The organism is Streptomyces sp. NPDC044921 (assembly GCF_056432865.1).
Map to the genome: position 1 here is coordinate 182,331 of NZ_JBWKIF010000009.1, position 21,871 is coordinate 204,201.

Annotated in this window: 19 protein-coding genes; 14 read left to right on the forward strand and 5 right to left on the reverse strand. The window is 75.5% G+C overall.

Annotated features, from left to right (window positions below; genetic code table 11):
- Positions 1-10 precede the first annotated feature (10 nt).
- From AC07DA_RS16615 to AC07DA_RS16630, 4 genes are read left to right on the forward strand one after another with little or no spacing between them, the layout of a single operon-like run.
- Complete coding sequence (locus AC07DA_RS16615) at positions 11-916, forward strand: hypothetical protein (RefSeq protein WP_479128965.1); 906 nt, start codon at positions 11-13, stop codon at positions 914-916.
- Positions 913-1,134: a Trm112 family protein gene (locus tag AC07DA_RS16620; RefSeq protein ID WP_479128725.1), complete on the forward strand. Its 222-nt coding sequence runs from the start codon at positions 913-915 to the stop codon at positions 1,132-1,134. Before AC07DA_RS16615 ends, AC07DA_RS16620 begins: the two co-directional genes overlap by 4 nt.
- Complete coding sequence (locus AC07DA_RS16625) at positions 1,131-1,958, forward strand: FkbM family methyltransferase (RefSeq protein WP_479128727.1); 828 nt, start codon at positions 1,131-1,133, stop codon at positions 1,956-1,958. The genes AC07DA_RS16620 and AC07DA_RS16625 overlap by 4 nt, the downstream gene beginning before the upstream one ends.
- A complete protein-coding gene (locus AC07DA_RS16630; RefSeq protein ID WP_479128729.1) occupies positions 1,933-2,532 on the forward strand; it encodes a hypothetical protein in 600 nt (199 codons plus the stop codon). Before AC07DA_RS16625 ends, AC07DA_RS16630 begins: the two co-directional genes overlap by 26 nt.
- Here the strand turns inward: AC07DA_RS16630 and AC07DA_RS16635 are convergent.
- From AC07DA_RS16635 to AC07DA_RS16645, 3 genes are all read right to left on the reverse strand, one after another.
- Positions 2,523-3,266 carry a hypothetical protein gene (locus AC07DA_RS16635; RefSeq protein WP_479128731.1) on the reverse strand — a complete coding sequence of 248 codons (744 nt, stop codon included), beginning with the start codon at positions 3,264-3,266 and terminating at the stop codon, positions 2,523-2,525. The genes AC07DA_RS16630 and AC07DA_RS16635 overlap by 10 nt on opposite strands.
- A gap of 19 nt (positions 3,267-3,285) precedes the next feature.
- Positions 3,286-4,122 carry a hypothetical protein gene (locus tag AC07DA_RS16640; RefSeq protein ID WP_479128733.1) on the reverse strand — a complete coding sequence of 279 codons (837 nt, stop codon included), beginning with the start codon at positions 4,120-4,122 and terminating at the stop codon, positions 3,286-3,288.
- Between the two features lie 151 nt (positions 4,123-4,273).
- The gene (locus AC07DA_RS16645; protein ID WP_479128735.1) at positions 4,274-5,152 is read right to left on the reverse strand and encodes an ATP-grasp domain-containing protein; all 879 of its coding nucleotides are present in this window, start codon (positions 5,150-5,152) and stop codon (positions 4,274-4,276) included.
- A gap of 152 nt (positions 5,153-5,304) precedes the next feature.
- On the opposite strand from AC07DA_RS16645, the gene AC07DA_RS16650 reads away from it, so the two are divergent.
- From AC07DA_RS16650 to AC07DA_RS16685, 8 genes are all read left to right on the forward strand, one after another.
- On the forward strand, positions 5,305-6,399 hold the full coding sequence (locus AC07DA_RS16650; protein WP_479128737.1) for a MerR family transcriptional regulator: 1,095 nt from the start codon (positions 5,305-5,307) through the stop codon (positions 6,397-6,399).
- 343 nt (positions 6,400-6,742) lie between these two features.
- Positions 6,743-8,188 (forward strand): acyl-CoA synthetase, encoded by a 1,446-nt coding sequence (locus AC07DA_RS16655; protein ID WP_479128739.1) that lies wholly within the window; start codon positions 6,743-6,745, stop codon positions 8,186-8,188.
- Positions 8,181-9,527: a carboxyl transferase domain-containing protein gene (locus tag AC07DA_RS16660; RefSeq protein ID WP_479128741.1), complete on the forward strand. Its 1,347-nt coding sequence runs from the start codon at positions 8,181-8,183 to the stop codon at positions 9,525-9,527. The genes AC07DA_RS16655 and AC07DA_RS16660 overlap by 8 nt, the downstream gene beginning before the upstream one ends.
- 80 nt (positions 9,528-9,607) lie before the next feature.
- Positions 9,608-9,946 (forward strand): CU044_2847 family protein, encoded by a 339-nt coding sequence (locus tag AC07DA_RS16665; protein ID WP_479128743.1) that lies wholly within the window; start codon positions 9,608-9,610, stop codon positions 9,944-9,946.
- Positions 9,943-11,631, forward strand: a complete 1,689-nt coding sequence (locus tag AC07DA_RS16670) for a VMAP-C domain-containing protein (RefSeq protein WP_479128745.1) — start codon at positions 9,943-9,945, stop codon at positions 11,629-11,631. The genes AC07DA_RS16665 and AC07DA_RS16670 overlap by 4 nt, the downstream gene beginning before the upstream one ends.
- A gap of 79 nt (positions 11,632-11,710) precedes the next feature.
- Positions 11,711-12,718 carry an AAA family ATPase gene (locus AC07DA_RS16675; RefSeq protein WP_479128747.1) on the forward strand — a complete coding sequence of 336 codons (1,008 nt, stop codon included), beginning with the start codon at positions 11,711-11,713 and terminating at the stop codon, positions 12,716-12,718.
- A 52-nt stretch (positions 12,719-12,770) separates the two neighbouring features.
- Positions 12,771-17,150 (forward strand): SAV_2336 N-terminal domain-related protein, encoded by a 4,380-nt coding sequence (locus AC07DA_RS16680; RefSeq protein WP_479128749.1) that lies wholly within the window; start codon positions 12,771-12,773, stop codon positions 17,148-17,150.
- Positions 17,151-17,318: 168 nt separating this feature from the next.
- A complete protein-coding gene (locus tag AC07DA_RS16685) occupies positions 17,319-18,356 on the forward strand; it encodes a rod shape-determining protein (RefSeq protein WP_479128751.1) in 1,038 nt (345 codons plus the stop codon).
- 13 nt (positions 18,357-18,369) lie between these two features.
- Here the strand turns inward: AC07DA_RS16685 and AC07DA_RS16690 are convergent, their stop codons facing one another.
- Together AC07DA_RS16690 and AC07DA_RS16695 are read right to left on the reverse strand one after the other, a co-directional pair.
- Complete coding sequence (locus tag AC07DA_RS16690; protein WP_479128753.1) at positions 18,370-19,323, reverse strand: anti-sigma factor RsbA family regulatory protein; 954 nt, start codon at positions 19,321-19,323, stop codon at positions 18,370-18,372.
- Entirely contained in the window at positions 19,320-19,676 is a 357-nt protein-coding gene (locus tag AC07DA_RS16695) for an STAS domain-containing protein (RefSeq protein WP_479128755.1), read from the reverse strand. Before AC07DA_RS16695 ends, AC07DA_RS16690 begins: the two co-directional genes overlap by 4 nt.
- Before the next feature lie 185 nt (positions 19,677-19,861).
- Between AC07DA_RS16695 and AC07DA_RS16700 the strand changes: the two genes are divergently transcribed.
- On the forward strand, positions 19,862-20,539 hold the full coding sequence (locus tag AC07DA_RS16700; protein WP_479128757.1) for an ANTAR domain-containing response regulator: 678 nt from the start codon (positions 19,862-19,864) through the stop codon (positions 20,537-20,539).
- A 128-nt stretch (positions 20,540-20,667) separates the two neighbouring features.
- Positions 20,668-21,870, forward strand: coding sequence for a hypothetical protein (locus AC07DA_RS16705; RefSeq protein WP_479128759.1), 1,203 nt, complete (start codon positions 20,668-20,670; stop codon positions 21,868-21,870).
- Position 21,871: the final 1 nt, after the last annotated feature.

The following is a 21,871-nucleotide window of genomic DNA, read 5'->3' on the forward strand; positions in this document are numbered from 1 at the left end:
GTGGTGGGGAGTGGCCGCGGCCCTGCTGGCGAACACCCTGTACAGCCTGGGGTTCGTGCTGGAGAAGCGGGCGCTCACCTCGCTCCCCGAGGTGAGCATCCGGCAGCCGGCCCGGCTGGTGCGCCTGGTCCTCGGCAGCCCCCTGTGGATCGGCGGCTCCCTCGCCCTCGCCGCCGGTTTCGGCGCCCAGCTCGTCGTCTACCGCACCCTGCCGATCGCCGCCGCGCAGGGCATCTTCGTCTCCGGACTGGTGCTGCTCGTGCTGCTGTCGGCCCGGCTGCTCGGCGAGGAGACCAGCGGCCGGGAGCGGTACGCGCTCGGCGGGATCCTGCTCGCTTTGCTCATGGTCGTGCTGTCGCTGCGCGAGGGCACGGACACCGTCAGCCAGCACGCGCCCTACCCGCTGATCCTGCTGGTGTGCGTGCCGTCGCTGGCGGCCGGGGTGTGGCTGTACGGCTCCGCCGAGCGGCGCGCCCGCAACCGGCACCGGCGCCCGACGACCGGCGTCGAGTACGGCGTGGCCGTGGGCCTGCTGTACGGGGTCAGCTCGCTGGCCATCAAGGGCGTCTCCAGCCATCTGACGACCGACGGGATCGGCGGCGCGGTCCTGGACCTGCTGAGCTCGCCGTATCCGTATCTGCTGCTGTTCACCGGGGTGTTCGGCCTGGTGATGTCGCAGGCGGCGCTGCAGCGCTGCCGCGCCTCGCTGATCGTGCCGGTGTGCACGACCGTGACCTGCCTGTTCACGGCGGTGCTCGGCACGCTGTCGTTCGGCGAGGCCCTGCCGCACGAGCCGCTGCGGCTCGCGCTGCGGGTGGCGGGCACGGCCCTCGCGGTCGCCGTGCTGCTGACCATGCCGAAGCACGACCCCGCTCCCCAACCCGCCGCACCAGCCGAGGAGTTGGCATCCCCATGAAGCCCGACGACCCGCTGCTGAAGATCCTGGCGTGCCCGCTCGACAAGGGCCCGCTGCACCTGCTGCCCGAGGAGGCCGGGCACGAGGAGGCGCTGTACAACCCGCGCCTGCACCGCCGTTACCCGATCCTGGACGGCATCCCGCAGCTGCTGCCGTCCTCGGGCGAGCAGGTCCCGGACGACGTGCACGAGGAACTCCTCAAGAGGATGGCACCGTGACCAGCCTGGCGGCGCGCCTCGCGCCCTTCCTGCCCACCCGGCTGGTGGCCGCGACGGCCCGGGCGCTGTACCCGCGCTTCGAACCGGAGCTGGCCCGGCTCGCCGAGCTGTGCCCGCCGGACTGCGGGACGGCGGTGGACGTCGGCGGCTGGTACGGGCCCTGGACCCACCGGCTGGCGGGCCGTGCCGAGCACGTCGTGGCGATCGAGCCGGTGCCCCATCTGGCCCGGCTGCTGGCGGCCGCCGCGCCGCCGAACGTGCGCGTGGTCCGCGCGGCCGCCTCGGACCGCCCGGGCATCGCCCGGCTGTGGCTGCCGCCGGGTGACTCGGGCGACCGGGGCGTGTCCTCGCTGGTGCGGCGCGACATCCACGGCCGGGCGCTGGACGTGCCCAGCGTGACGCTGGACGAGCTGGGGCTGCGCGACGTCGGCTTCATCAAGATCGACGTGGACGGCAACGAGCCGGCGGTGCTGCGCGGCGCGACCGGGCTGCTGGCCCGCGACCGGCCCGCCCTCTTCGTCGAGCTGGAGTCCCGCATCCAGCCGATCGCGCCGGTGGTGACGTACCTGGCCCTGCTGGGCTACGAGGGCTGGGTGCTGCCCGGGGACACCTGGGTTCCGCTGGCGAGGTTCCCGCTGGAGGACCACCAGGCCCGCGCCTCCTACGTCGTCTCCCACGGACTGCTCCGCCGCGTCCTGCCCTCCCCGCTCCTGCGGGGTCCGCGCTACGTCAACTCGGTGCTGTTCCTGCCCGACGGCCGCCGCCCCGGCACCGCCCCGGTGGGCGACGATGGGTCCCATGCCCTCCGGAAAGCACCCCGCTAGCCCCTTCACCCCGCTCGACTTCCAGCTGGTGCTGCTGCGCCGCATGGCCGACCACAACCCCGGCCTGGTGGAGGCCGCCCGGCAGGAGCTGGGCGTGTCGATCGCCGGCCTGCGCGAGGCCAACAAACGCTGGCAGGCGATGGTCCGCTCCCCGCGCTCCCGCGCGCCCCTGTCCCGGTACCGGTCCGTGCTGGGTGAACCGGAGTCCCGCGCACCCCGCCGCATCGGCGACCTCGACTGCGAGGCGTGGCTCTGGCCGGTGCCGCTCTGGCCGGACCTGCGCTTCGAGGTGCTGACCGCACCGAACGGCGCGGTGTGGAACGAGTGGCTGGTCCGGGCCCCGGGCGCGACGGGACCGGAGCTGCGCGCCCTCGACGACCTCACGCCCTGGTCCTGCACGGTCGACGAGGCGGCCCGCGCCTTCGCCCCGGTCCGACCCGTGGAGGGCACGGCACCGACCCGGTGGGGGCTGGCGTTCACCGCGCCGGACGCGGACGGCGTGCCCCGGCAGGTCACCGCCGAGTTCACCTGGGGGCTGCTGCAGCGGGTGGCCGTCGCCGGCACTCAGGGCTGAGGCGCGCCGGCCCGGTCGAGGGCGGGGAGGAACTGGTCGTAGAAGGCGGTCTTGATCCGCAGGGCCCGTTCCTCGGTCTCGCGGAAGGCGTCGGGGGAGCCGTGCCGGGCGAGGAGTTCGCTGATGCGGGTGGCCAGCCGGTCGGAGTGGGTGGCCGACAGCAGGGACACGGCGGTGAGGGGGCGGGCCTTGGCGTCGTGGACGTAGTGCGGGTAGTAGAAGCGGGAGCGGTTGTGGCCGTCGGCGGCCAGCACCGGCGCCATGCGCCGCCACAGGTGCTCGTACTCGACGGACACCAGGACCTCGCCCCAGAACCGCAGGAAGGTCAGCAGCCGCAGGTCGGCGTCGTCGTGACCGCCCGCCTCGCTGATCGTCGCGAAGGCCTCGTCGATGGCCCGCCGGGTGGCCGGCGTCGGCCGGGAGGCGACCAGTTCGGCGCGCGGGACGCCCAGCTGGAGCAGGTCCTCCTTCATGTCCTCGCGGTGCGAGCGGGTGTGGCCGCGGCCGTCCGGGTACTCCTCGCGCAGGATGGCCCGCGCGATCCGCAGGCCGGCCTCGTCGGACAGCAGGTCGATGGCCAGGTCGTACGAGGGGGTGAAGGCCAGGGACACGAAGCGCCGCTGGAGCAGCAGCGCGGCGAAGTCGGCGTCCGCGAGGCGCGCGGTGTGCGCCAGGACGGGGTGCTGCCGGAAACGGTCGATCAGCGCGTCCTCGAACGCGTCCAGGTCTGTCATGTGCGTATCCCTTCCAGGGTCACTGGTTCGTGTCCACCGACCTGCGCCAGTCGTCCAGGTCCACGTCGCGTCCGATGCTCCACAGCGTGTCCAGTTCCTGCTGGATCTCCCGGCCCATCACGGTGTCGCCGCCCTCGATCTCCAGCTGGGTGGAGTCGATGGCGAGCCGGCCGTGCAGGAAGGAGCTGACCAGGTAGTGCTCGTCGGCCTTGTAGACGGCGATGGAGGGCAGCGCCTGGTACACGCGCACCTGGAGGCGGGCCCGGTCGCCGTCGCGCACGCTCCGGAAGAGGGAGGCGAAGGTCGACAGGCAGCGGGCGACGCCCGCCTGGACGTCCTCCGCCAGGGCCGGGTCGCGCAGACCGCGCAGGGCCTCGTTGCGCAGGTCGGCGACCGGTGAGGAGGGGTGCAGCAGCAGGACCCGCACCCGGACCCGGCGGTCGACGATGGCCTGTTTCAGCGCGGACTCGAAGCGGTGCACGTTCGGGATCCACGTCTGCAGGATGGTCACCTCGCGTCCGGCGCGGTTCAGGTAGCCCTCGAAGGCCTCCTCGGGGAAGCGCCGGTGCACGCGCACCACACCGCCGTAGTGGTCGTGCCGCAGGTCGCGGGCGAGGGCGTCGATGTCCAGCCTGGACAACTGGGTGCTGATGTTGTCGAGCGCCTTCAGCCGGTCGATCTCGAACAGCAGGAACAGGGTGACCGTGCTGAGCGTCAGCAGCGTGAGCTTGGGGACGGTGTCGGCCGCCAGGCCGTCGAGCAGGTCCACCTGGTCGGCGAGGGTCACGGCGATGCCGACGGTGGCGGTCAGGCCCAGGAGGACGCGCTCGGCCCAGTAGCGGAAACTGCTCCCCATGCCCACTCCAGCGTGCGGCTCGACGGCGTGCGGCTCGACGGCGTCGGCGAAGACCGTACATGGAGACTTTGCGTCAAGTGACGGATACAGGCCAGGAGTTCGCCCGGATACGTGAGTCCGTGAGCATGCTGGTGCGAAGGCCCGGTGGCGGTCAGCGGGCGGCGGCCAGCACCGCCTGGACGACCCGGGGCACGGAGTCCGGGTGCAGGTCGAGGAACAGGTTCGGCTCGATCAGCTCCAGCTCCATCACCACGGGCTCCCCGTCCGGCCCGGTGACGAGGTCCACGCGCGCGTACAGCAGCTGAGGGTCCCCGGGCACGGCCGCCAGGGCCCGTTCGGCGACGGCCAGTTCGGCGGCGGTGGGATCCCAGCGCCGTATGCCGGGGTGGGCCACCTTGTCCGCGTCGTACGGGGTGCCCGGGGCGAGGACCGCGCCCTTGACGCCGGCGTGCAGCAGCCGGCCGCCGAAGAACTGCAGGGCCCGCTCGCCGTCCGTGTCGATGGCGGTCAGATACGGCTGCACCATCGCCGTGAACCCCTCGGCGTGCATCCGCTCGACCTGGCGCACGGCCGCGTCCCGCTCCCCGGCCGGGTACCGGGCCGCGTACCGGGCCCCCGCGCCGGAGGTGGGCTTGACCACGTACTCGTGGTCGGCGGGCAGTTCGATCGGGTCGCCCGGCGCGAGGTAGCGGGTGGGCACGGCGGGCACCCCGGCCCGCGCGAGGCGACCCAGGTACCGCTTGTCGGCGTTCCACCGCACCACCTCGACCGGGTTGGCGAGCCGGGTCGCCCGCGCGCAGCGCTCGGCCCAGGCCGTGAACTCGGCGGCACGCCAGCTGTAGTCCCAGGTGGAGCGGATGAGGGCGAGGTCGAAGGCCGCCCAGTCGACGGCGGCGTCGTCCCAGGGGACGGCGACGGCTTCGGCCCCCGCCTCGCGCAGCGCGCCGGCGAGCACCGGCAGGTCCCGGTCCTTGTGCTCCTCGGCACCGGGGTCGTAGGTGACGAGCGCGATGCGCGGAGTGCCGGCCACGGCGGCTCCCTCCTCGGGCAGACGATCGGTCTCCGACTTCCGCCGCAGGCTAACAACCCCCCGCGGAACCGCGACACCGCATTTGACCTTCACCTTCGGTGAAGCCCCAGCATCGGTGGCGGAACGGACGAGCGTGAGGCGCGGGAGGTCGCATGGGCATGCTGACGATCGGCGCGTTCGCGAAGGCGTGCCGGCTCTCCCCGAAGGCACTGCGCCTGTACGACGAGCTGGACCTGCTGCGGCCCGCCCGGGTCGACCCGGGCACCGGGTACCGGTACTACGCGACGGCCCAGCTGGAACGGGCCCGGCTGGTGGCGTGGCTGCGGCGGCTGGGCATGCCGCTGGCCGAGATCCGCCGCGTGTGCCTCCTGCACGACCGCGACACCGCGTCCGCCGCCCGGGAGATCCGTGCCTACTGGGCCCGGGTCGAGGCGGAGACGGCGGTGCGGCGCGACCTCGCCGCGTTCCTGGTCGCCCACCTGACGACGGACCCGCACGGGCCCGGAGAGGACACCACCATGCTGGAACTGCGTTACTCCGCACACTCGGACACCGGACGGGTCCGCCCCGCCAACCAGGACACCGCGTACGCGGGCACGCGGCTGCTCGCCGTGGCCGACGGCTTCGGAACCGCGGGGGCGCCCGCGAGCAGCGCCGCCGTGGAGGCCCTGCGCTTCCTGGACACGGACGAGGTCCCGGCCGGCGGGGTCCTCGGCCTCCTGGAGGACGCGGTCCGGGGCGCCGCACAGGCCGTCCGGGACGTCGCCGGGGGCGCCGACGACGTCGGCACGACCCTGACCGCGCTGCTGTGGACGGGCTCACGGCCAGCCCTGGTGCACATCGGCGACTCCCGGGCGTACGTGCTGCGCGGGGGCGGGCTGTTCCGCGTCACCCACGACCACACCGTGGTCCAGTCGATGATCGACGAGGGCCGCCTGAGCGCCGAGGAGGCCGTGTCCCATCCGCAGCGCGCCCTGCTGCTGAAGGCCCTCACCGGCTCCGGGCCCGCCGCGGCGCCGGACCTCCGCCTCCACGACGCCCACCCGGGCGACCGCTATCTGCTGTGCTCCGACGGCCTGTCGAGCGTGCTCCCCGAGGACCGGGTCGGGGAACTCCTCGGCTCGTCCGCCTCACCCGAGGAGACGGTCCGCGCCCTGATCGGCGCGGCGAACGAGGCCGGTGGGCCGGACAACGTCAGCTGCGTGGTGGCGGATGTCGTGGAGGCCGGGGACCGGGTGGGCGTCTAGGGGCCGTCCGGCCCGGGGTCCGGCTGCCGCACCTGCGCCACCGCGCGGACGCGGCGGCGCGGGGCCGGGGCGGCCCGCCGGGGCTGTCCGGCGGGGATCGCGTCGAGGGCGGCCCGGGCCGGCGGAGGGAGCGGGCGGGGCGGCCGGGCTCGTCCTGGCCGCCCACGACATGGGGCGCGAGCGTTTCTTCCGGCGGCCGATGGTGTACGGAGGGAACGTGGTGGCCGTCGTACCGGCGGCCGCCCGGCCGGTGACGGTCGTACCCGGCCGGGGGCGGTCCCCCGGCCCACCGGCCTCCGCCGTGCACCGGCGACCGGACGCGACAGCCAAGGAGACGTGACGCGTGACCCCTCTCTTCCCCGCCCTGACCGAGCACCCGGCCGACCGGCCCGCCCTCCGGTTTGGCGAGCGCTCCCTGACCTACGCGCAGCTCGCCGCCGCGGCCGGAGCGCTCACGGGCCGCTTCGGCGGGGCCACGCGGGTCGCCGTGTGGGCGACGCCCACGCTGGAGACGGCCGTCGCCGTCGTCGCCGCGCTGCTGGCCGGCGTGCCCGCCGTACCGCTCAACCCGAAGTCGGGCGAGAAGGAGCTCGGGCACATCCTGTCCGACAGCGCGCCCGGCCTTGTGCTCGCGGCCCCGGACGACCGGCTCCCCGCCGCCCTGGCCGGACTCGCCCGCGTGGACGTCGACGTGCACGCCACCGGCCCCGTGCCCGAGGACCGCGGCGCGGACGAGGATCCGGCCGTGATCGTCTACACCTCCGGCACCACCGGCCCGCCCAAGGGTGCCGTCCTCCCGCGCCGGGCGATCGCCGCCACCCTGGACGCCCTGGCCGACGCCTGGCAGTGGACGGGTGACGACGTCCTGGTCCACGCACTGCCGCTGTTCCACGTCCACGGCCTGGTCCTCGGCACGCTCGGCCCGCTGCGCCGCGGCGGCTCGGTACGGCACCTGGGCCGGTTCAGCACCCAGGGCGTCGCCCGCGAGCTGAACGGCGGCGCGACCATGCTGTTCGGGGTGCCGACGATGTACCACCGGATCGCGCAGGCCGTGACGGGCGAACCGGAGCTGGTGAAGGCGCTGGCCGGGGCGCGGCTGCTGGTGTCGGGCTCCGCCGCGCTGCCCGTGCACGACCACGGGCGGATCGCGACGGCCACCGGGCGGCGGGTGATCGAGCGGTACGGCATGACGGAGACGCTGATGAACACCAGCGTCCGCGCCGACGGCGAGGCCCGCCCGGGCACGGTCGGCGTGCCGCTGCCCGGCGTGGAGCTGCGGCTGGTCGAGGACGACGGCTCGGAGGTCACCGCGTACGACGGGGAGACGGTGGGCGAGATCCAGGTGCGCGGCCCGAACCTGTTCACCGGATACCTCAACCGGCCGGACGCCACCGCCGCCGCGTTCACCGCCGACGGCTGGTTCCGCACCGGCGACATGGCGGTGCGCGACCCCGACGGCTACGTCCGGATCGTCGGCCGCAAGGCCACCGACCTGATCAAGAGCGGCGGTTACAAGATCGGGGCCGGTGAGATCGAGAACGCGCTGCTGGAACACCCGGGGGTGCGCGAGGCCGCCGTCACCGGGGAGCCGGACCCCGACCTGGGCGAGCGGATCGTGGCGTGGATCGTGCCGGACGATCCCCAGGCGCCGCCCGCGCTGGAGGAACTGGCCGGCCACGTGGCCGAGCGCCTCGCCCCGCACAAGCGGCCCCGGGTGGTGCACCACCTCGACGCCCTGCCGCGCAACGACATGGGGAAGATCATGAAGCGGGCGCTGACCCGTGGCTGAGCGGCTCTCCGCCCGCGAGGTCCTCACCGCCCTCGCCGACGAGGCGACCTTCGGCGAACTGCCCGCCCCCGCGCGGACCTCACCGCCCGACGGCCCCCTGGCCTGGCCCGGCTACGACGCCGCCCGCGCCCGGGCCGCCGCACGCACCGGCGAGGAGGAGTCCGTGGTGTGCGGCACCGCCCGCGTCGGCGGCACCCGGGCCGTGCTGATCGCGTTCGAGTTCGGCTTCCTCGGCGGCTCCCTGGGCGAGCGCACCGGCGACCGGCTGGAGGCGGCGTACGCCTGCGCCCGGGAACGCCGCCTGCCGGTCGTGCCGCTGGTCGCCACCGGCGGCAGCCGGATGCAGGAGGGCATGCGGGCGCTGGCCCAGCTCCAGCGCGTGGCCGCGCAGTCGGCGCTCACGCGGCAGGCGGGGCTCGCCCAGGTGGCCGTGGTGCGCGACCCGACGACCGGAGGCGGCTGGGCGACGCTGGGCGCGGGGGCCGACGTGGTCCTCGCGCTGCCCGGGGCCCAGGTCGGCTTCGCCGGCTCCCGCGTGCGCCCGGCGGACGCGGACCCGGTGGCGTACACGGCCGAGGCGCAGGTCGCGGCGGGCGCGGCCGACGCGGTCGTCCCGCCGACGGAGCTGCGCGCCACGCTGGCGCGCTGGCTGCGGCTGCTGACCTGCCCGTCCACCACGCCCGCACCGCCGCCCGACCCGGTCGGCGGGACCGCACTCCTGCCCGCCACCGGCTGGGACGCCGTGCGGCGCGCCCGCGCGCCGCTGCGCCCGCGCGCCGCGGCCTACCTGGACGCCTACTTCACCGACCGGGTCGCGATCAGCGGCGACCGCTGCGGCGGCACCGACCCGGACGGCATGCTGTGCGGCTTCGGCGCGCACGAGGGACGGACGATCGCCTACGCCGCCCAGACCGGGACCGCGACCCGCCCGGCCGGCTACCGCACCGCCGCCCGGCTGATCCGCCTCGCGGACCGGCTGGGCATCCCCGTGCTGACCCTGGTGGACACCCCCGGCGCCGCCAACGACGCCGAGGCGGAACGGCAGGGCGCGGGCGCCGCGATCGCCGACCTGTTCGGCGCGGTGGCGGGCGCCCGTACGCCGCTGACCACGCTGGTGATCGGCGAGGGCGGCTCGGGCGGCGCCCTGGCCCTGGCCGCGCCCGGCAACACCTGGGCCACCCCGGACAGTTACTTCTCGGTGATCGCGCCGGAACTCGCGGCAGCCATCCTCAAGCGGCCCCCGCGCGAGGTCGAGGCGACGGCGGACCGGCTGCGCATCCGGCCGCAGGACCTCGTGGAACTGGGGGTGATCCGCGGCACCGTCGGTCCCCTCCCCTGAGGTACCGGTGGATGCCTGTCGCGTCATCAAGTACCGTCCGTCACAACAGCAGTGCTCACCGCGAGGACGACGGGGGTGTCGTGGACGGGTTGGTCGAGTTCAGAACCGCCGACGGTGCGGTGGTCACCGTCGAGGCGGCCGGGGAGCGCTCCGGCTCCCGCCTGGTCTCCCGGGGCGACGGCACGGTCCAGGCGACCCGCACGTTCGAGGGCGCCCTGGACGGGGTGCGGGCGGCGGCCGAGTCGGCGCTGCGGGTGTTCCGCGACGGGTCCCTGAAGCCGGACGGCGTGGAGATCGAGTTCGGCGTCAAACTGGCCGCCGAGACCGGCGCCTTCATCGCCAAGGGCACGGCCGAGGGCCACCTGGTGGTCCGGCTGACGTGGTCCCCGGCCGCCCCGGAGGCACGCCCGGCCTCATGAACAGCGCCGAGTGGCACGCCCGGATCGAGTTACGGGGCCGCGTGACCGGAGCGGGCTTCCTGGTCACGCCCCGCACGGTAGTGACGTGCGCCCATGTGGTGGGCGACGGCGAAGGGCTCGCGGTGAGCTTCACGGAGCTGCCCGGCACCCCGCCCGTGTCCGCGCGGGTCGTCGCCCACGGCGGCTGGAGCGGTGGCGCCGCCGACCCCGGCGACCTCGCCGTGCTGGAACTGGACCAGGAGGTGTCGGCCGCCCCGGCCGCCCTCGCCCCGGCCGGCGCCGCCCACGGCACGCCCCCGCGCAAACTCGTCGTGTACGGCTACCCGGCCGGCTACGACGAGGGCACCCTCGCCGAGTACCGGGTCACCGCCCCGCAGTTGATCCGACGCGAGTGGCTCCAGCTGGAGGCCTGGCACGTCGGCGGCCAGCCCCTGGCCCCCGGCTTCAGCGGGGCCGCGGTCACCCTGGCCGACACCGGCGAGGTCGTCGGCATGGTCACGGCGGCGGCCGACGCCCCGGACGTGCGCACCGGCCGGATGATGCCCACCCAGGTCATGGCCCGCTACTGGCCCGCTCTGCAGGGCCTGGTCCCCACCTGCGACCACACCACCGCCGAGCGGGCCCGGCTGCGCGCCCTGGTGGAGCAGGCGGCCCGCGCGGGCGTCGGGTGCGACCCGGCGCGGCTGTACGGCGCGGCGGCCGGCCCGTTCGATCCGCCGCCGCCCGAGGAGGGGTTCGACTCCCTGTGGTCGGCGGCCCTGTTCGTGCTGTGCGAGCTCGACGGCCCGGGCGCCGCGGGGACCGTCGCCCGGTTCGCCGACCGGCTCGAAGCGCTGCTGCGCGCCCCGGCCGTGCCGGCCGCGGCGCCCGACTGGTCGCCGATCCTGGTCGAACTCGGCCACAGCGGGGCGGGCGACGGCCTGGTCCGGGTCGACGTGTCCGCGTACAGCGGGGGGCGGCGGCACCCGGTCGACTCCGGCACGGTCGAGCGGCACCGGCTGCACGCGTACGTGCGGGACCGGATCGAGGCGGCGTTCCGGTACCTGACGCCCGGCGCCGACGAACTGGTCGCGTTCGCGCTGCCCCGGGACTGGCTGGACTGGCCCGTCGACCGCTGGGAGAGCGCCCCGGACGACGCCACTCCGCTCGGCTGCCTCTACCCGCTGGTCGTCACCGACCACGCCCGGCGCAAGGCCAGCACCCGGCACGTGCTGACCCGGGCCTGGAACCGGCTCGACGCCTTCCCGGGCGCGCGGCTGCACCGCGTGGAGTGCGGCGGCCCGGAGGAGCCCGGGCGGCTGCGGATGCGGCTGCGGCGGCCCGACGCCTGTCTCGCCGGGTTCGGCGCCGCACCCGGCGCCTCCCGTACCCGGCCGCACTTCGACGTCTCGCTCACCGCGCCCGCCCCGGTGATCGTCTGGTCGCGGGGCGGCTGCGGCTCCGGGCAGGAGGAGTGCGCGGGGACGGACGGCTGCACCGGAAAGGCCTTCCTGGACGCGCTCGACGCGTGCGTGGCGACCGTGCCGCCCGCCGAACTGCCGCGGCACGTCCTCGCGTTGCGTGAGGAGGCGCACGCGGAGGAGGGCCACTGGGCGCACGGCATCCAGTTGCTGTGGGACGACCCGCGGGTCTTCACCGACCCGCACGCCGTCGCCGCCGCGCACCCGGGGTCGCCGGTGGCCTGACCCCGCCCGGGGCCGCCGGAAGGCGGCCCGACGCGCCCGAGGAACAGCTGCACGAAACGGAGAGCGGAGACCACCCCCCATGCCGCACTGGTCCGTCTACACCGGCGACCACGAGCCGCACGACGGCATCGACGACCTTCCGGCCCCGCCGCCCTGGCGGGCCTTCGACGGCGGGCCCGCGCTGCCGCCGCCGCACGACAGCGACGACGCGTCGGCCGTCTCCCCCGACCGGGTGCACCGCGCGAAGTCGTACGTCGCCACCCCGGAGACCGTCCGGCTCGTCAACGCCGCGCTCGTGCTGCGCCGGCCGCTGCTGGTCACCGGCCCGCCCGGCACCGGCAAGTCCTCGCTGGCCTACGCGGTCGCCCGTGAGCTGCGGCTCGGCCCGGTGCTGCGCTGGAACATCACCAGCCGCAGCACCCTCGCCGACGGGCTCTACCAGTACGACCCGCTGTCCCGGCTCTACGCGGCCCGGGAGGGGCGGGACCGGCCCGGCGCCGTGGAGGACCATCTGCGCCTGGGCCCGCTCGGCACGGCCCTGCTCCCCTACGACCGGCCGCGCGCGCTGCTCGTCGACGAGATCGACAAAAGCGACCTCGACCTGCCGAACGACCTGCTCAACGTCCTGGAGGAGGGCCAGTACGAGATCCCCGAACTGGTGCGGGCCGCGCGCCACTCAGGCGGCGGCGCGGCCGAGGTCCTCGCCGACGGCACGGACTCCCCCGTCACCGTCCGGCGCGGCCGGGTCCGCTGCCGGGCGTTCCCGTTCGTCGTCCTGACCAGCAACGGCGAACGCGAGTTCCCGCCGGCGTTCCTGCGGCGCTGCGTCCGGCTGAAGCTGCGCCGCCCCGACCGCGACCAGCTCACCGACATCGTCCGCGCCCACCTCGACACCCCGGGCGGCGACGCGGACCGGCTGATCACCCGTTTCCTGGAACGGGCCTCCGGCGGCGAACTGGCCACCGACCAGCTGCTGAACGCCCTCTACCTCACGGGCGTGGCGGGCCTGGACGCCGACTCCCGCGACGACCTGGCCGAACAGCTGATGCCGTACCTCAGCGCGGCGGCGGACGGCGATGGCTTCTGACCCCGCCCCACCACACGCTCCCGGCCCCTCTCCGTCCGCCCGCACCCCAGGCGTGCCCGGCACCACCCCCTCCCCCCAGCACACCCCCGCGCCCTCATCGTCCGCCCGCACCCCACCCGCCCCCGACGCCGCGGCCGCGCCCCGGCGGCTCACCGGCCCCCGCCCCTCCCCCATCGCCCGGCTGGCGGCCGTCCTGGCCGCGGTGGGGGTCGAGGCGACGCCGCGGGAGATCGCCGAACTGGTGTGGCTGGCGGATCAGTTGGGCGACGAGGGGCAGGGCGCGGCGCCGGAGCGGCAGGCGCGGCCCGAGGACCCGGCACCCGCGACCGGCCGTCGGACCGCCCCCGGCCCGCCGGTATCCCCCGAGGACACGCCGCCCCTCCCCCCGCGGCGGAAGCCGGCCGCCCGCACGCCCGAGCGCGTGCCGCTGACCCTGCCCGCCCCGCGGTCCCCGGACGCCCCCGAAGGCGGCGGCACAGCCGCCCTGCTCGCCCCCGCGCCCCCGATGCTCCCCCACCCCCTCCCGCTGCAACGCGCCCTGCGCCCGCTGAAGCGCGAAGTCCCCTCGCCGTACGCGCGGGTGCTGGACGAGCGGGCGACGGCCGACCGGATCGCCCGGCTCGGCGCCCACCCGGACGTGTGGTTCCCCGTGCTGTGCCCGGCCCCCGACCGCTGGCTGCGCCTGAACCTCGTGCACGACACGGGCCCGACCATGCCGGTCTGGCGCCCCTTGGTGAGCGAACTGCACACCGCCCTCGCCCAGACGGGCATCTTCCGCACGGTCACCCTGCACCCGGCCACGCCCGACGGCCGGGCCCGGCGGGTCCCCGACCCGGACGACGGCCGGACCGTCACCCTCGTCGTCAGCGACTGCATGGGCCCGCAGTGGCGCCCGGGCGAGGCGGGCGACCGCTGGTACCGCACCCTGCGCCACTGGGCGCGCCGCATGCCCCTGGCCGTGGTGCAGCCCCTGCCCGAACACCTGTGGCCCTCCACGGCGCTGCCGGCCGAGCCGGGCCTGCTCGCGTCCCCGGCCACGGCGACGCCCTCGGCGGCCCTGGCCTTCACCCCGTACGACCCCGTCGCCCCGCCCCCCAACCGGGCCCTGCCCGTGCCGGTGCTGGAGCCGGGCGCGCCCTGGTTCGCCCACTGGGCCGCCCTGGTCGCCGGCCCCGGCGGCGCCCGCGTCCCGGGGGCGGCGGCCTGGCTGCCGCCCGCCCCCGCGCCGCCCGCGGAACCGGCCGCCGACCTCACCGGTGCCTCCGCCGAGGACCTGGTGCTGCGCTTCCGCGCGACCGCCTCCCCGGAGGCCTTCCGGCTCGCCGGGCACCTCGCGCTGGCGGTCCCCTCCGTCCCGGTGATGCGCCTCGTCCAGCGCGCGGTGGACCGCGACCCGCGCCCCCAGCACCTCGCCGAGGTGATCCTCAGCGGCATGCTCACCGCCGCCCCCGGCCCGCCCGGCTCCTACGCCTTCCGGCCCGGCGTGCGGGAGTTGCTGCTGCGCTCCCTGCCCCGCACGGCCCGCGGCCGCACCCGGGAGTTCCTCGCGGAGACCGGCGCCCTGATCGACGAGCGGGCGGGGCTCGCGGCCGGGGAGTTCCGGGCGCGGACCGACGGCGGCCGGGACGGCTCGGGCCCGGTGTTCGCCACGGTCAGTGAGGAGACCGTGCGGCGGCTGGGCGGGCAGGGGCCGCCTCAGCGGTTGTTCGCCGGGCACTACCGGCTGACCGGACGGCGCGGCTGGAACGGGCGCGTGTCGCGCGCCGTGGACGTGCGCACCGGACGGCAGGTGATCGTGCGCCGGTACCGCGAGCAGCAGGCGCCGCACGAGCGGTTCCTGCGGGAGGCGGGCGCGCTGGCCGGGGTGGACGACCCGCACGTGGTGCGGGTGCTCGACTTCGGGGTGGAGGGGGACGCCCCCTACCTGGTGACGGAGTTCGTCGACGGGCTGACCGTGTCGGAGGTGCTGTCGGGGCTCGACTTCCGGACCTTCGTCCGGCTCGTCGCCCAGGGCACGGCCGGTCTCGCGGCCCTGCACGCCCGCGGCCTGGTGCGGGGCGAGCGCGGCCCGGCGGGCCTGCTGCTGCGGCCCGACGGCACGGTGCTGCTCAGCCGCTTCGCCCTGGGTGAGGAGTCCGTGGGCAAGGACGCCGCGTCGGACCTGGCCGAGTTCCGCCGGCTGCTGAAACAACTGGCGGCGGGCGGGCGGGTGCCGCCCGAGCACCGGGAGCTGCTCGACCTCGTGGACCGGCACCGGTGGTCCGAAGCCGCCAGCCACGCGGACCGCCTGGCAACGGCGGGCCCCTGGCCGTCGGCCCGCTCCTGCACGCTGCTCGGCCCGCCGCGCATCACCGCCGGCGCGGAGGAGATCGGCCTTCCCTCCCCGGCGGCGCTGGCGCTGTTGTGCATGCTGCTCCTGCGCCCCGGGCGGCGCGTGCCCCACACCACGCTGGCCGCGGGCCTGTGGGAGGAGCCCCCGCCGGAGCGGGAGGCCGCCGCCCGCCTCGAGGAGCTGGCGCGGGAGGTCCGGCAGGTGCTGCCCCCCGACCGCCTCCTGTCCTTCTCGCGGTCCTACGCCCTGCACGCCCCGGACGTGTACGTCGACGTCACGCACTGCGAGGAGCTGCTGGACAGCGACCCCGGGCGCGCGCTCGGCCTCTTCTACGGCGACCCGCTGGACGGCGTCCCCGGCCCCGCCGCCGCGGCCGTCCGGGACCGGCTGCACGCCCTCCGGCGGGACCTGCGGTCGGCCCGGGACCGTACCGCGGGGGGCACCGCCCCCACCATCGTCTTCGAGGCCGGCGGCCTCACCGGCCACCCCGAGGCCCGCATCACCCTGGAGTACGCGGTGCACGAGATGCTCTCCCGGGGCGCCCTGGCCGCCCACCAGTTCGACGTGCGGGTCCGCCCCGACGGCTACGTCGTCCACACCGAGCCGGGCACCTACGTCCTGCCCGTCCTGGTCGCCGTCCTGCGCGGCCTGCCCGAGGCGCTCACCGGGGTCGAGGAGCCGCCGCCGCTGACCGTCACCTTCTGGGACCGGCCGTCCCCGCCGCCGCACGTGCCGCCCGTTCCCGCCGGGATCCAGGTGGTCGTCGCCCCGTCCGTGTACGAGGAGTTCGCCGCCAGCTCCGCCGCCCGGGGGCCCCGGCGCTTCCGGCCCCTGTACCGGGACGCCGCGGACGGCACCGCGGACACCCCGCCCGTCGCCTGGTACTGCCCGCTGTCCCCGGCCGCCGCCCCGCAGCCCGAGACCCGCGACCTGGTGCGGGGGCCCTTCATCACGCACGACCCGCACCGGCTCGGGCTTCCGGTCCCCGGCCGCACGGCCGTCGTCCACGCCCGGCCCGACGGCCCGCTCACCCTCCTGGACCCGGCCCGGCCGCCCGGCGGCGGGCCCTCGCGGCTCGTGACGTACTACCAGGTGGACCTCACCACCCACCAGTCCCACCACCGGGTCTCCCTGCCGAGCTCCGGCAAGGGCGCCTTCGCGGCCGCGGTCGAGCTGTCCTGGCACGTCCGGGACCCGGTCGCCTTCGTCCGCGCCGAGGTCACGCGGGTCGCCGAGCCGCTGCTCGGCCACCTGCTGGAGGAGGCGTCCCGGATCACCCGCCGCCATCCGCTGCGCCGGGCGGGCGCGGCCCAGCGGGCGGTCAACGCCGGGCTGCGCCACTGGCCGGTGCCCGGACTGTCGGTGGCGGTGTCGGTGCGGCTGGCCCCGGAGGGCGCGGCCCTGCCCGCTCCGCAGGGCCCGGCCCCCGCGGAGCGCCCGCTGTCCGGACTCCTCGGCGAGGCCGAGTCCGTACTGCTCGGCTTCGACGGCCCGATGGCCCGGCTGTTCTCGGCGCGGGCGGCGGGTGAGGCGACGGCCGACCTGCTCGCCCTGGTCGCCGAGCACCGCAAGGCGCCGCCGGTCGCGGTGCGCGACACGTTCACGCATCCGCTGGACGTGCTGCGGGCCTTCGCGCGGGACCCGCTGGGCCCGCTCCTGCGCGACCGCCTCGACGCACTCGAACTGCGCGCGGTCCCGGACGCGCCCACCACGCACAACTCGGTGCCCCTGGTGCGCGCCCTGCACGACTCCGGCCGCCGCGTCAGCGTGGTCTCGGACGTCAGCGCCCCGGCCGTCCACCGCTACCTCGACCCGTACGGCCTGCCCCTGGACGGCGTCCACGCCCGCGGCCCGGACCCGACCCTGCTGACCCCGCACCCCGACTGCCTGCTGCGCGCCACGCGCTCCTCCGGCGGCGGCGCGGCGACCGGCGTACTGATCGGCTCCACGGTCGCCGAACTGACCGCCGCCCAGCGGGCGGGCCTGCGCTTCGTCGGGCTCGCCCGCAACGCCACCGCCGCACGGCTGCTCGAAGAGGCGGGCTGCGAGACGACGATCGCCTCCCTGGCACCGCTGCTGGAGGCCGCCCGTTCCCTGTAGCGGGGCCCGAACCGCCCGTTCGGCGGCGCCCCGCCCGGCCCCCTCCGAAAGGCGGCCCGATGCCCTCACGCGCACGATGCGAGGGAGGCCCGCCGCTCGGCGGCCCCACGTCTGCGAGGCCCGCCACCTGGCGGCCCCCCACGGTCTGTGCTCTCGGGAGGACCTGCCATGACCGCCAGTCTGGAGCAGTTGCGCCGCTGCCATTTCGCCGTCGACCTGGGGGCGGCCCGCACACGGGTCTACGTCAAGGGCGCCGGGCTCGTCGTCGACCAGCCGTCCGCCGCCGCCGTGAACACCCGCACCGGCGCGCTGATCGCGGTCGGTGAACTCGCGGAGCAGATGACGGGCCGCACACCGCCCTACATCCGGGTCGTCCGGCCGGTCTCCGGCGGCACCGTCGTGGACATCGAGATGGCCCAGCGCATGCTGCGCCACCTGCTCGGCGACAAGATGCGCCGCGGTCTGCGCCGCAAGCCCATCCTGCGGGCCGCGGCCTGCACCCCGCACGACGCCGACCCGCTCGCCCAGCGGGCCGCGATCGAGACGCTCGTCGGTCTCGGGGCGCGGCGGGTGGAGCTGGTGGACACGCTGATCGCCGCCGCGGTCGGCTGCGGGCTGCCCGTGGAGCAGCCCGAGGCGACCATGATCATGGTGTGCGGTGCGGCGGCCACGCAGGTGGCGGTGCTGTCCCTCGGGGCGATCGTCACCGCCGAGCGCGTCCCGGTGGGCGGCGAGGCCGTCGACCAGGCGATCGTGCAGCACCTGCGCCTGGAACACGAGCTGATGCTGCCGAGCCAGTCGGTGCGGCCGCTGCAGCTCGCCCTGTCGGGCAACGGCCTCACCCCGCACGGCCCGGCCAGGACGGAGATCCACGGACGGGACGTCGCCACGGGCCTGGCCCGGTCCGTGCAGGTCGACACGGCGGCCGTGCGGGACGCCATCCAGACGCCGCTCACCTCGATCCTGGACGGCATCGGCAAGGTGCTGCGGTCGTGCCCGCCCGACCTGGTCGCCGACCTCGCCGACCGGGGGATCATGATGGTCGGCGGCAGTGCCCTGCTGCCGGGCCTGGACCAGATGCTGCGGCAGGCGACGGGCATGCCCGTGCACATCGCGGAGCGCCCGGACGTGTGCGCGGTCCAGGGCCTGGGGGCCATGCTGGAGGGCAGGATCGAACCGCTGGCGCTGGACCCGCTGGGCAGCTGAGCGGCGGCCGCGGTCAGAGGGCGAACCAGCAGCGCACGGTCGTGCCGCCGGCGCCGCGGTGCACCCGCACCAGGTCGGCGATCAGGTTTACCAGCAGCATGCCCCGCCCGCCGCGCTGGTCCCGGGGCACGGTCCGGCGCCCGGCCAGGACGTCCGCGAGCCGCCCCTCGTCCCGGACCTCGCACACCACGTGGCGGTCCTCGCCCCACACCCGCAGCACGCCGGTACCGCCGCCGTGCACCACGCTGTTGGTGGTCAGCTCGGCCGTGGCGAGGGCCAGGTCGTCCCGCTTGACGCCGGTGAGCCCGAGCCGGGAGGCCTCCCCGACGGCGACGTGCCGGGCGTGGGAGAGCGACTCGGCGTCGAAGGCGAAGGCCAGCGCGTGCGCGACGGGGTCGAGGGGCTCGTTGTAGCGGTCGACGACGTGCCCGGGGTCGTACGCGGCGCTGTCCCGCGCCGTCCGGGAGCCCTCGGGGATGACGACGGGGTGGGTGGCGTGGGCGTCGGCGAGCACGTGCGCGGGCAGTGCCCGGGTGTCGTACGGGCACAGGATAGTCGCCGTACTGTCCTGGAAGGCGGCGTTGATCAGCGCCTCGTGCTGGGCGCAGGCGGGGTACTCGGCGTCGGACCGCCCGGCCCAGATCGGCTCGCCGATGATCCGCACCCGGCGCCCGGCCGGCTGGGCGTCGGCGAAGGCGCACAGCACGCCGGGGATGATCCGCCCGGGGTTGCGTCCGGCCTCCCGCATGTCCAGGAGCCGCACCGCGGCGGCGTCGTCGCCCAGGGCGTCCCGGACGAGGGCGAGGTTCTCGCCGGGCACCGCGACCGCCACCGGTTCGCCGGCCGCCAGCCCCTCGCGCACGAAGGGCACCGTGACGTCGAGGTACTCCTGCTCGTCGCGGTAGAAGAACGCGGGATGGACGAAGGATCGCGAGGGCCCGAAGGGGTCCGCCACCGCAGTGGTCATGACGTACTCACCTCGATCCCCTCCTGGTCGGGCCACAGCAGGTCCAGCGTGCGCCGCAGCGCCGCCGGCGGACGGCGCACCACGAAGCGCCGCCCGTCCCCCAACCGCCCGGCGGCGGCCGCGAGCGCACCGGCGCCCGCCACGTCGACGAACGTCACGTCGGACAGCTCCAGGTGGTACACGTCCTCGCCCTCACGCACGGCCTGCTCGAGTACACCTTCCCAGATCGCACGCGTGGTCAGACCGACCTCCCCGGCCGCCCGGACTCCCCGGCGGCCCGGCAGCGGGAACACCGCCAGGCCCGGCCTGGGCGCGCGGGCCTGGCCGGACGGCACCTGATACGGACTGTTCACGCCCTCTCCCCACGCTCCCGGACCACAGCGCTCGTACCCGCACAACGGGTGCTCATTCCCCCGGACCGCGTGTAGTGCGCCGTACGGCGGGCAGGCGCACCTCTACACCGGCGTCGACGGGGGCGAGCGACGTGGTGCAGTCCGGCGAGACGGACCCGACCGACGAGGACCGACAAGGCGGTGACATGACCTCTGCGGCATCACCACATCTCACAGGGAGGCTGAACACCCTGGTCATCCGTGGCCGCGTCGACGCGGACCGTGCCGAGCTCACCCCGCGCGGCGAGCTCGTCCACGGCTGCGCGGACGTCCTGGCCCGCACGCTGGCCGAACTGCCGGCCGGCATCACCCGGCTCGATCTGGACATGGCGGACGTGCACTTCATGGACACGGCCGGGCTGCAGTTCCTGGACGTGCTGGGGGACTTCCGGCGCCGGCGGTCGCTGACCGTGACGGTGACGAACTGGAACGGCCAGCCGCGCCGCATCCTGGAGCTGGCCGGCCTGGACACGGCCGACCCGCTGACCGGCCCGGACACCACCGAGCCGGCCCCCGTGGCCTCGGCGGTCGCCCTGGAGCGCGCCGAGCGCCTGCACGTGCTGCAGGAGGAGGTCGAGCAGCTGCGCCAGGCCATCGCCTCCCGCCCGGTCATCGACCAGGCCCGCGGCATCCTCATGGCCACGCACGGCTGCACGTCCGACCAGGCCTGGCACATCCTGCGGGAGACGTCCCAGCTGTCGAACACCAAGCTGCGGGAGGTGGCGGCGGCGGTGACGGCCAGCGCGGAGGGGGACGGTCCGGCACCGCCGGCCGCACTGCGCACGGCGCTGCAGACGGCCATCGCGCGGCGCCGCCGGGGCTGAGCCGGGGCGCTGCGGAGCGGTGGCCGGTTCCCGCGCCCGGCGGGCCGGCCGCGCCCCGGCCGGTTTCACGCGGAGGGCGCTCGGGTACCCGGCGGCGGCCCGCTCCGCCCTCCGGCGAGGAGAACCCCATGGGTTTCAACCCCCTCGAGCACCAAGGCATCCCCCTCGACCGCCAGCTGCGCAGCTGGCGCGAGCTGGACGTCGAACCGATCGACCCCGACCACGCCGATCCCTACACCCGGTGCCGGATCATCACGATGAACGGCATCGAGGTCGAAGCGATCATGTTCAGTCACCAGCTCGCCCGCCGCTGCCCCGACCCGGACGTCAAACGGCAGCTGGCCGAGGTCCGTTACATCGAGCACCAGCAGCAGAAGGCGGTCAACTGGCTGCTGCCGGGCCTGGCTTCCGTCCTGGAGACCACGATCGCCTACGAGCAGGTGGCCGTGGACCTGACCGGCTGGGTGGCCCGCCACGAACCCGACCCGTACCTGAAGCAGGCCTACGAGTTCGGTGTCCTGGAGGACTTCGACCACCTGTACCGGTACGCCAACCTCTACGAGATGATCGAGCACCGCAAGGCGGAGTCGATCGTCGACGGGCTGACCGAGGTGATGCCGGGCCGCCCGACGAAGTTCCACCACCGCCACCCGCACGACAACGTGCGCGAGCCGTACGACCGCTCGACCACGAACCCGCTGTCCAAGCTGCACGCCCTGACGATCATGTCGGCGGAGCAGCAGACCATGAACTTCTACATGAACGTCGGCCCGCAGTACATGGAGCCGATCGCCCGTCAGCTCTACCAGGAGATCGGCCTGATCGAGGAGGAGCACGTCACCCACTACGAGTCGCTCGTCGACCCGGGCGAGACGTGGTGGGAGCAGCTGGTCAACCACGAGTACAACGAGTGCTACCTCTACCACTCCTTCATGGAGCAGGAGCCGGACCCGAAGGTGCGGGCCATCTGGGAGCTGCACCTGAACATGGAGCTGGAACACCTGCGGATCGCCTGTGACCTGATGCGACGTCACGACGGCCGCGAGCCGCAGGAGATCCTGGCGCCGGAGCTGCCGAACGTGCTGACGTTCGAGGAGAACAAGGCGTTCGTGCGCAACCTGCTGGACACCCAGATCGACCTGACCACGCTCGGCACCGGCTACGTCCGGGACGCGCACGAGCGGTTCGAGAAGCTGCAGGAGCAGATCCACGGCGGGGAGGAGCCGCCCAGCGAGCGCGTGATGGCCCAGCACCAGGAGATGTTCGGCCGCGAGTACCGCATGGAGACCGAGGGCGAGCACCCCGACCCCGCGCTCCGGGAAAGGGACTGAC

What these genes read in the sequence shown, in the direction of transcription:
- AC07DA_RS16700 (WP_479128757.1), top strand. Translation starts at nt 19,862, where the DNA reads ATGACCTCTGCGGCATCACCACATCTCACAGGGAGGCTGAACACCCTG.
- AC07DA_RS16630 (WP_479128729.1), top strand. Translation starts at nt 1,933, where the DNA reads ATGCCCTCCGGAAAGCACCCCGCTAGCCCCTTCACCCCGCTCGACTTC.
- AC07DA_RS16675 (WP_479128747.1), top strand. Translation starts at nt 11,711, where the DNA reads ATGCCGCACTGGTCCGTCTACACCGGCGACCACGAGCCGCACGACGGC.
- AC07DA_RS16690 (WP_479128753.1), bottom strand. Translation starts at nt 19,323, where the DNA reads ATGACCACTGCGGTGGCGGACCCCTTCGGGCCCTCGCGATCCTTCGTC.
- AC07DA_RS16705 (WP_479128759.1), top strand. Translation starts at nt 20,668, where the DNA reads ATGGGTTTCAACCCCCTCGAGCACCAAGGCATCCCCCTCGACCGCCAG.
- AC07DA_RS16640 (WP_479128733.1), bottom strand. Translation starts at nt 4,122, where the DNA reads ATGGGGAGCAGTTTCCGCTACTGGGCCGAGCGCGTCCTCCTGGGCCTG.
- AC07DA_RS16650 (WP_479128737.1), top strand. Translation starts at nt 5,305, where the DNA reads ATGGGCATGCTGACGATCGGCGCGTTCGCGAAGGCGTGCCGGCTCTCC.
- AC07DA_RS16635 (WP_479128731.1), bottom strand. Translation starts at nt 3,266, where the DNA reads ATGACAGACCTGGACGCGTTCGAGGACGCGCTGATCGACCGTTTCCGG.
- AC07DA_RS16620 (WP_479128725.1), top strand. Translation starts at nt 913, where the DNA reads ATGAAGCCCGACGACCCGCTGCTGAAGATCCTGGCGTGCCCGCTCGAC.
- AC07DA_RS16670 (WP_479128745.1), top strand. Translation starts at nt 9,943, where the DNA reads ATGAACAGCGCCGAGTGGCACGCCCGGATCGAGTTACGGGGCCGCGTG.
- AC07DA_RS16685 (WP_479128751.1), top strand. Translation starts at nt 17,319, where the DNA reads ATGACCGCCAGTCTGGAGCAGTTGCGCCGCTGCCATTTCGCCGTCGAC.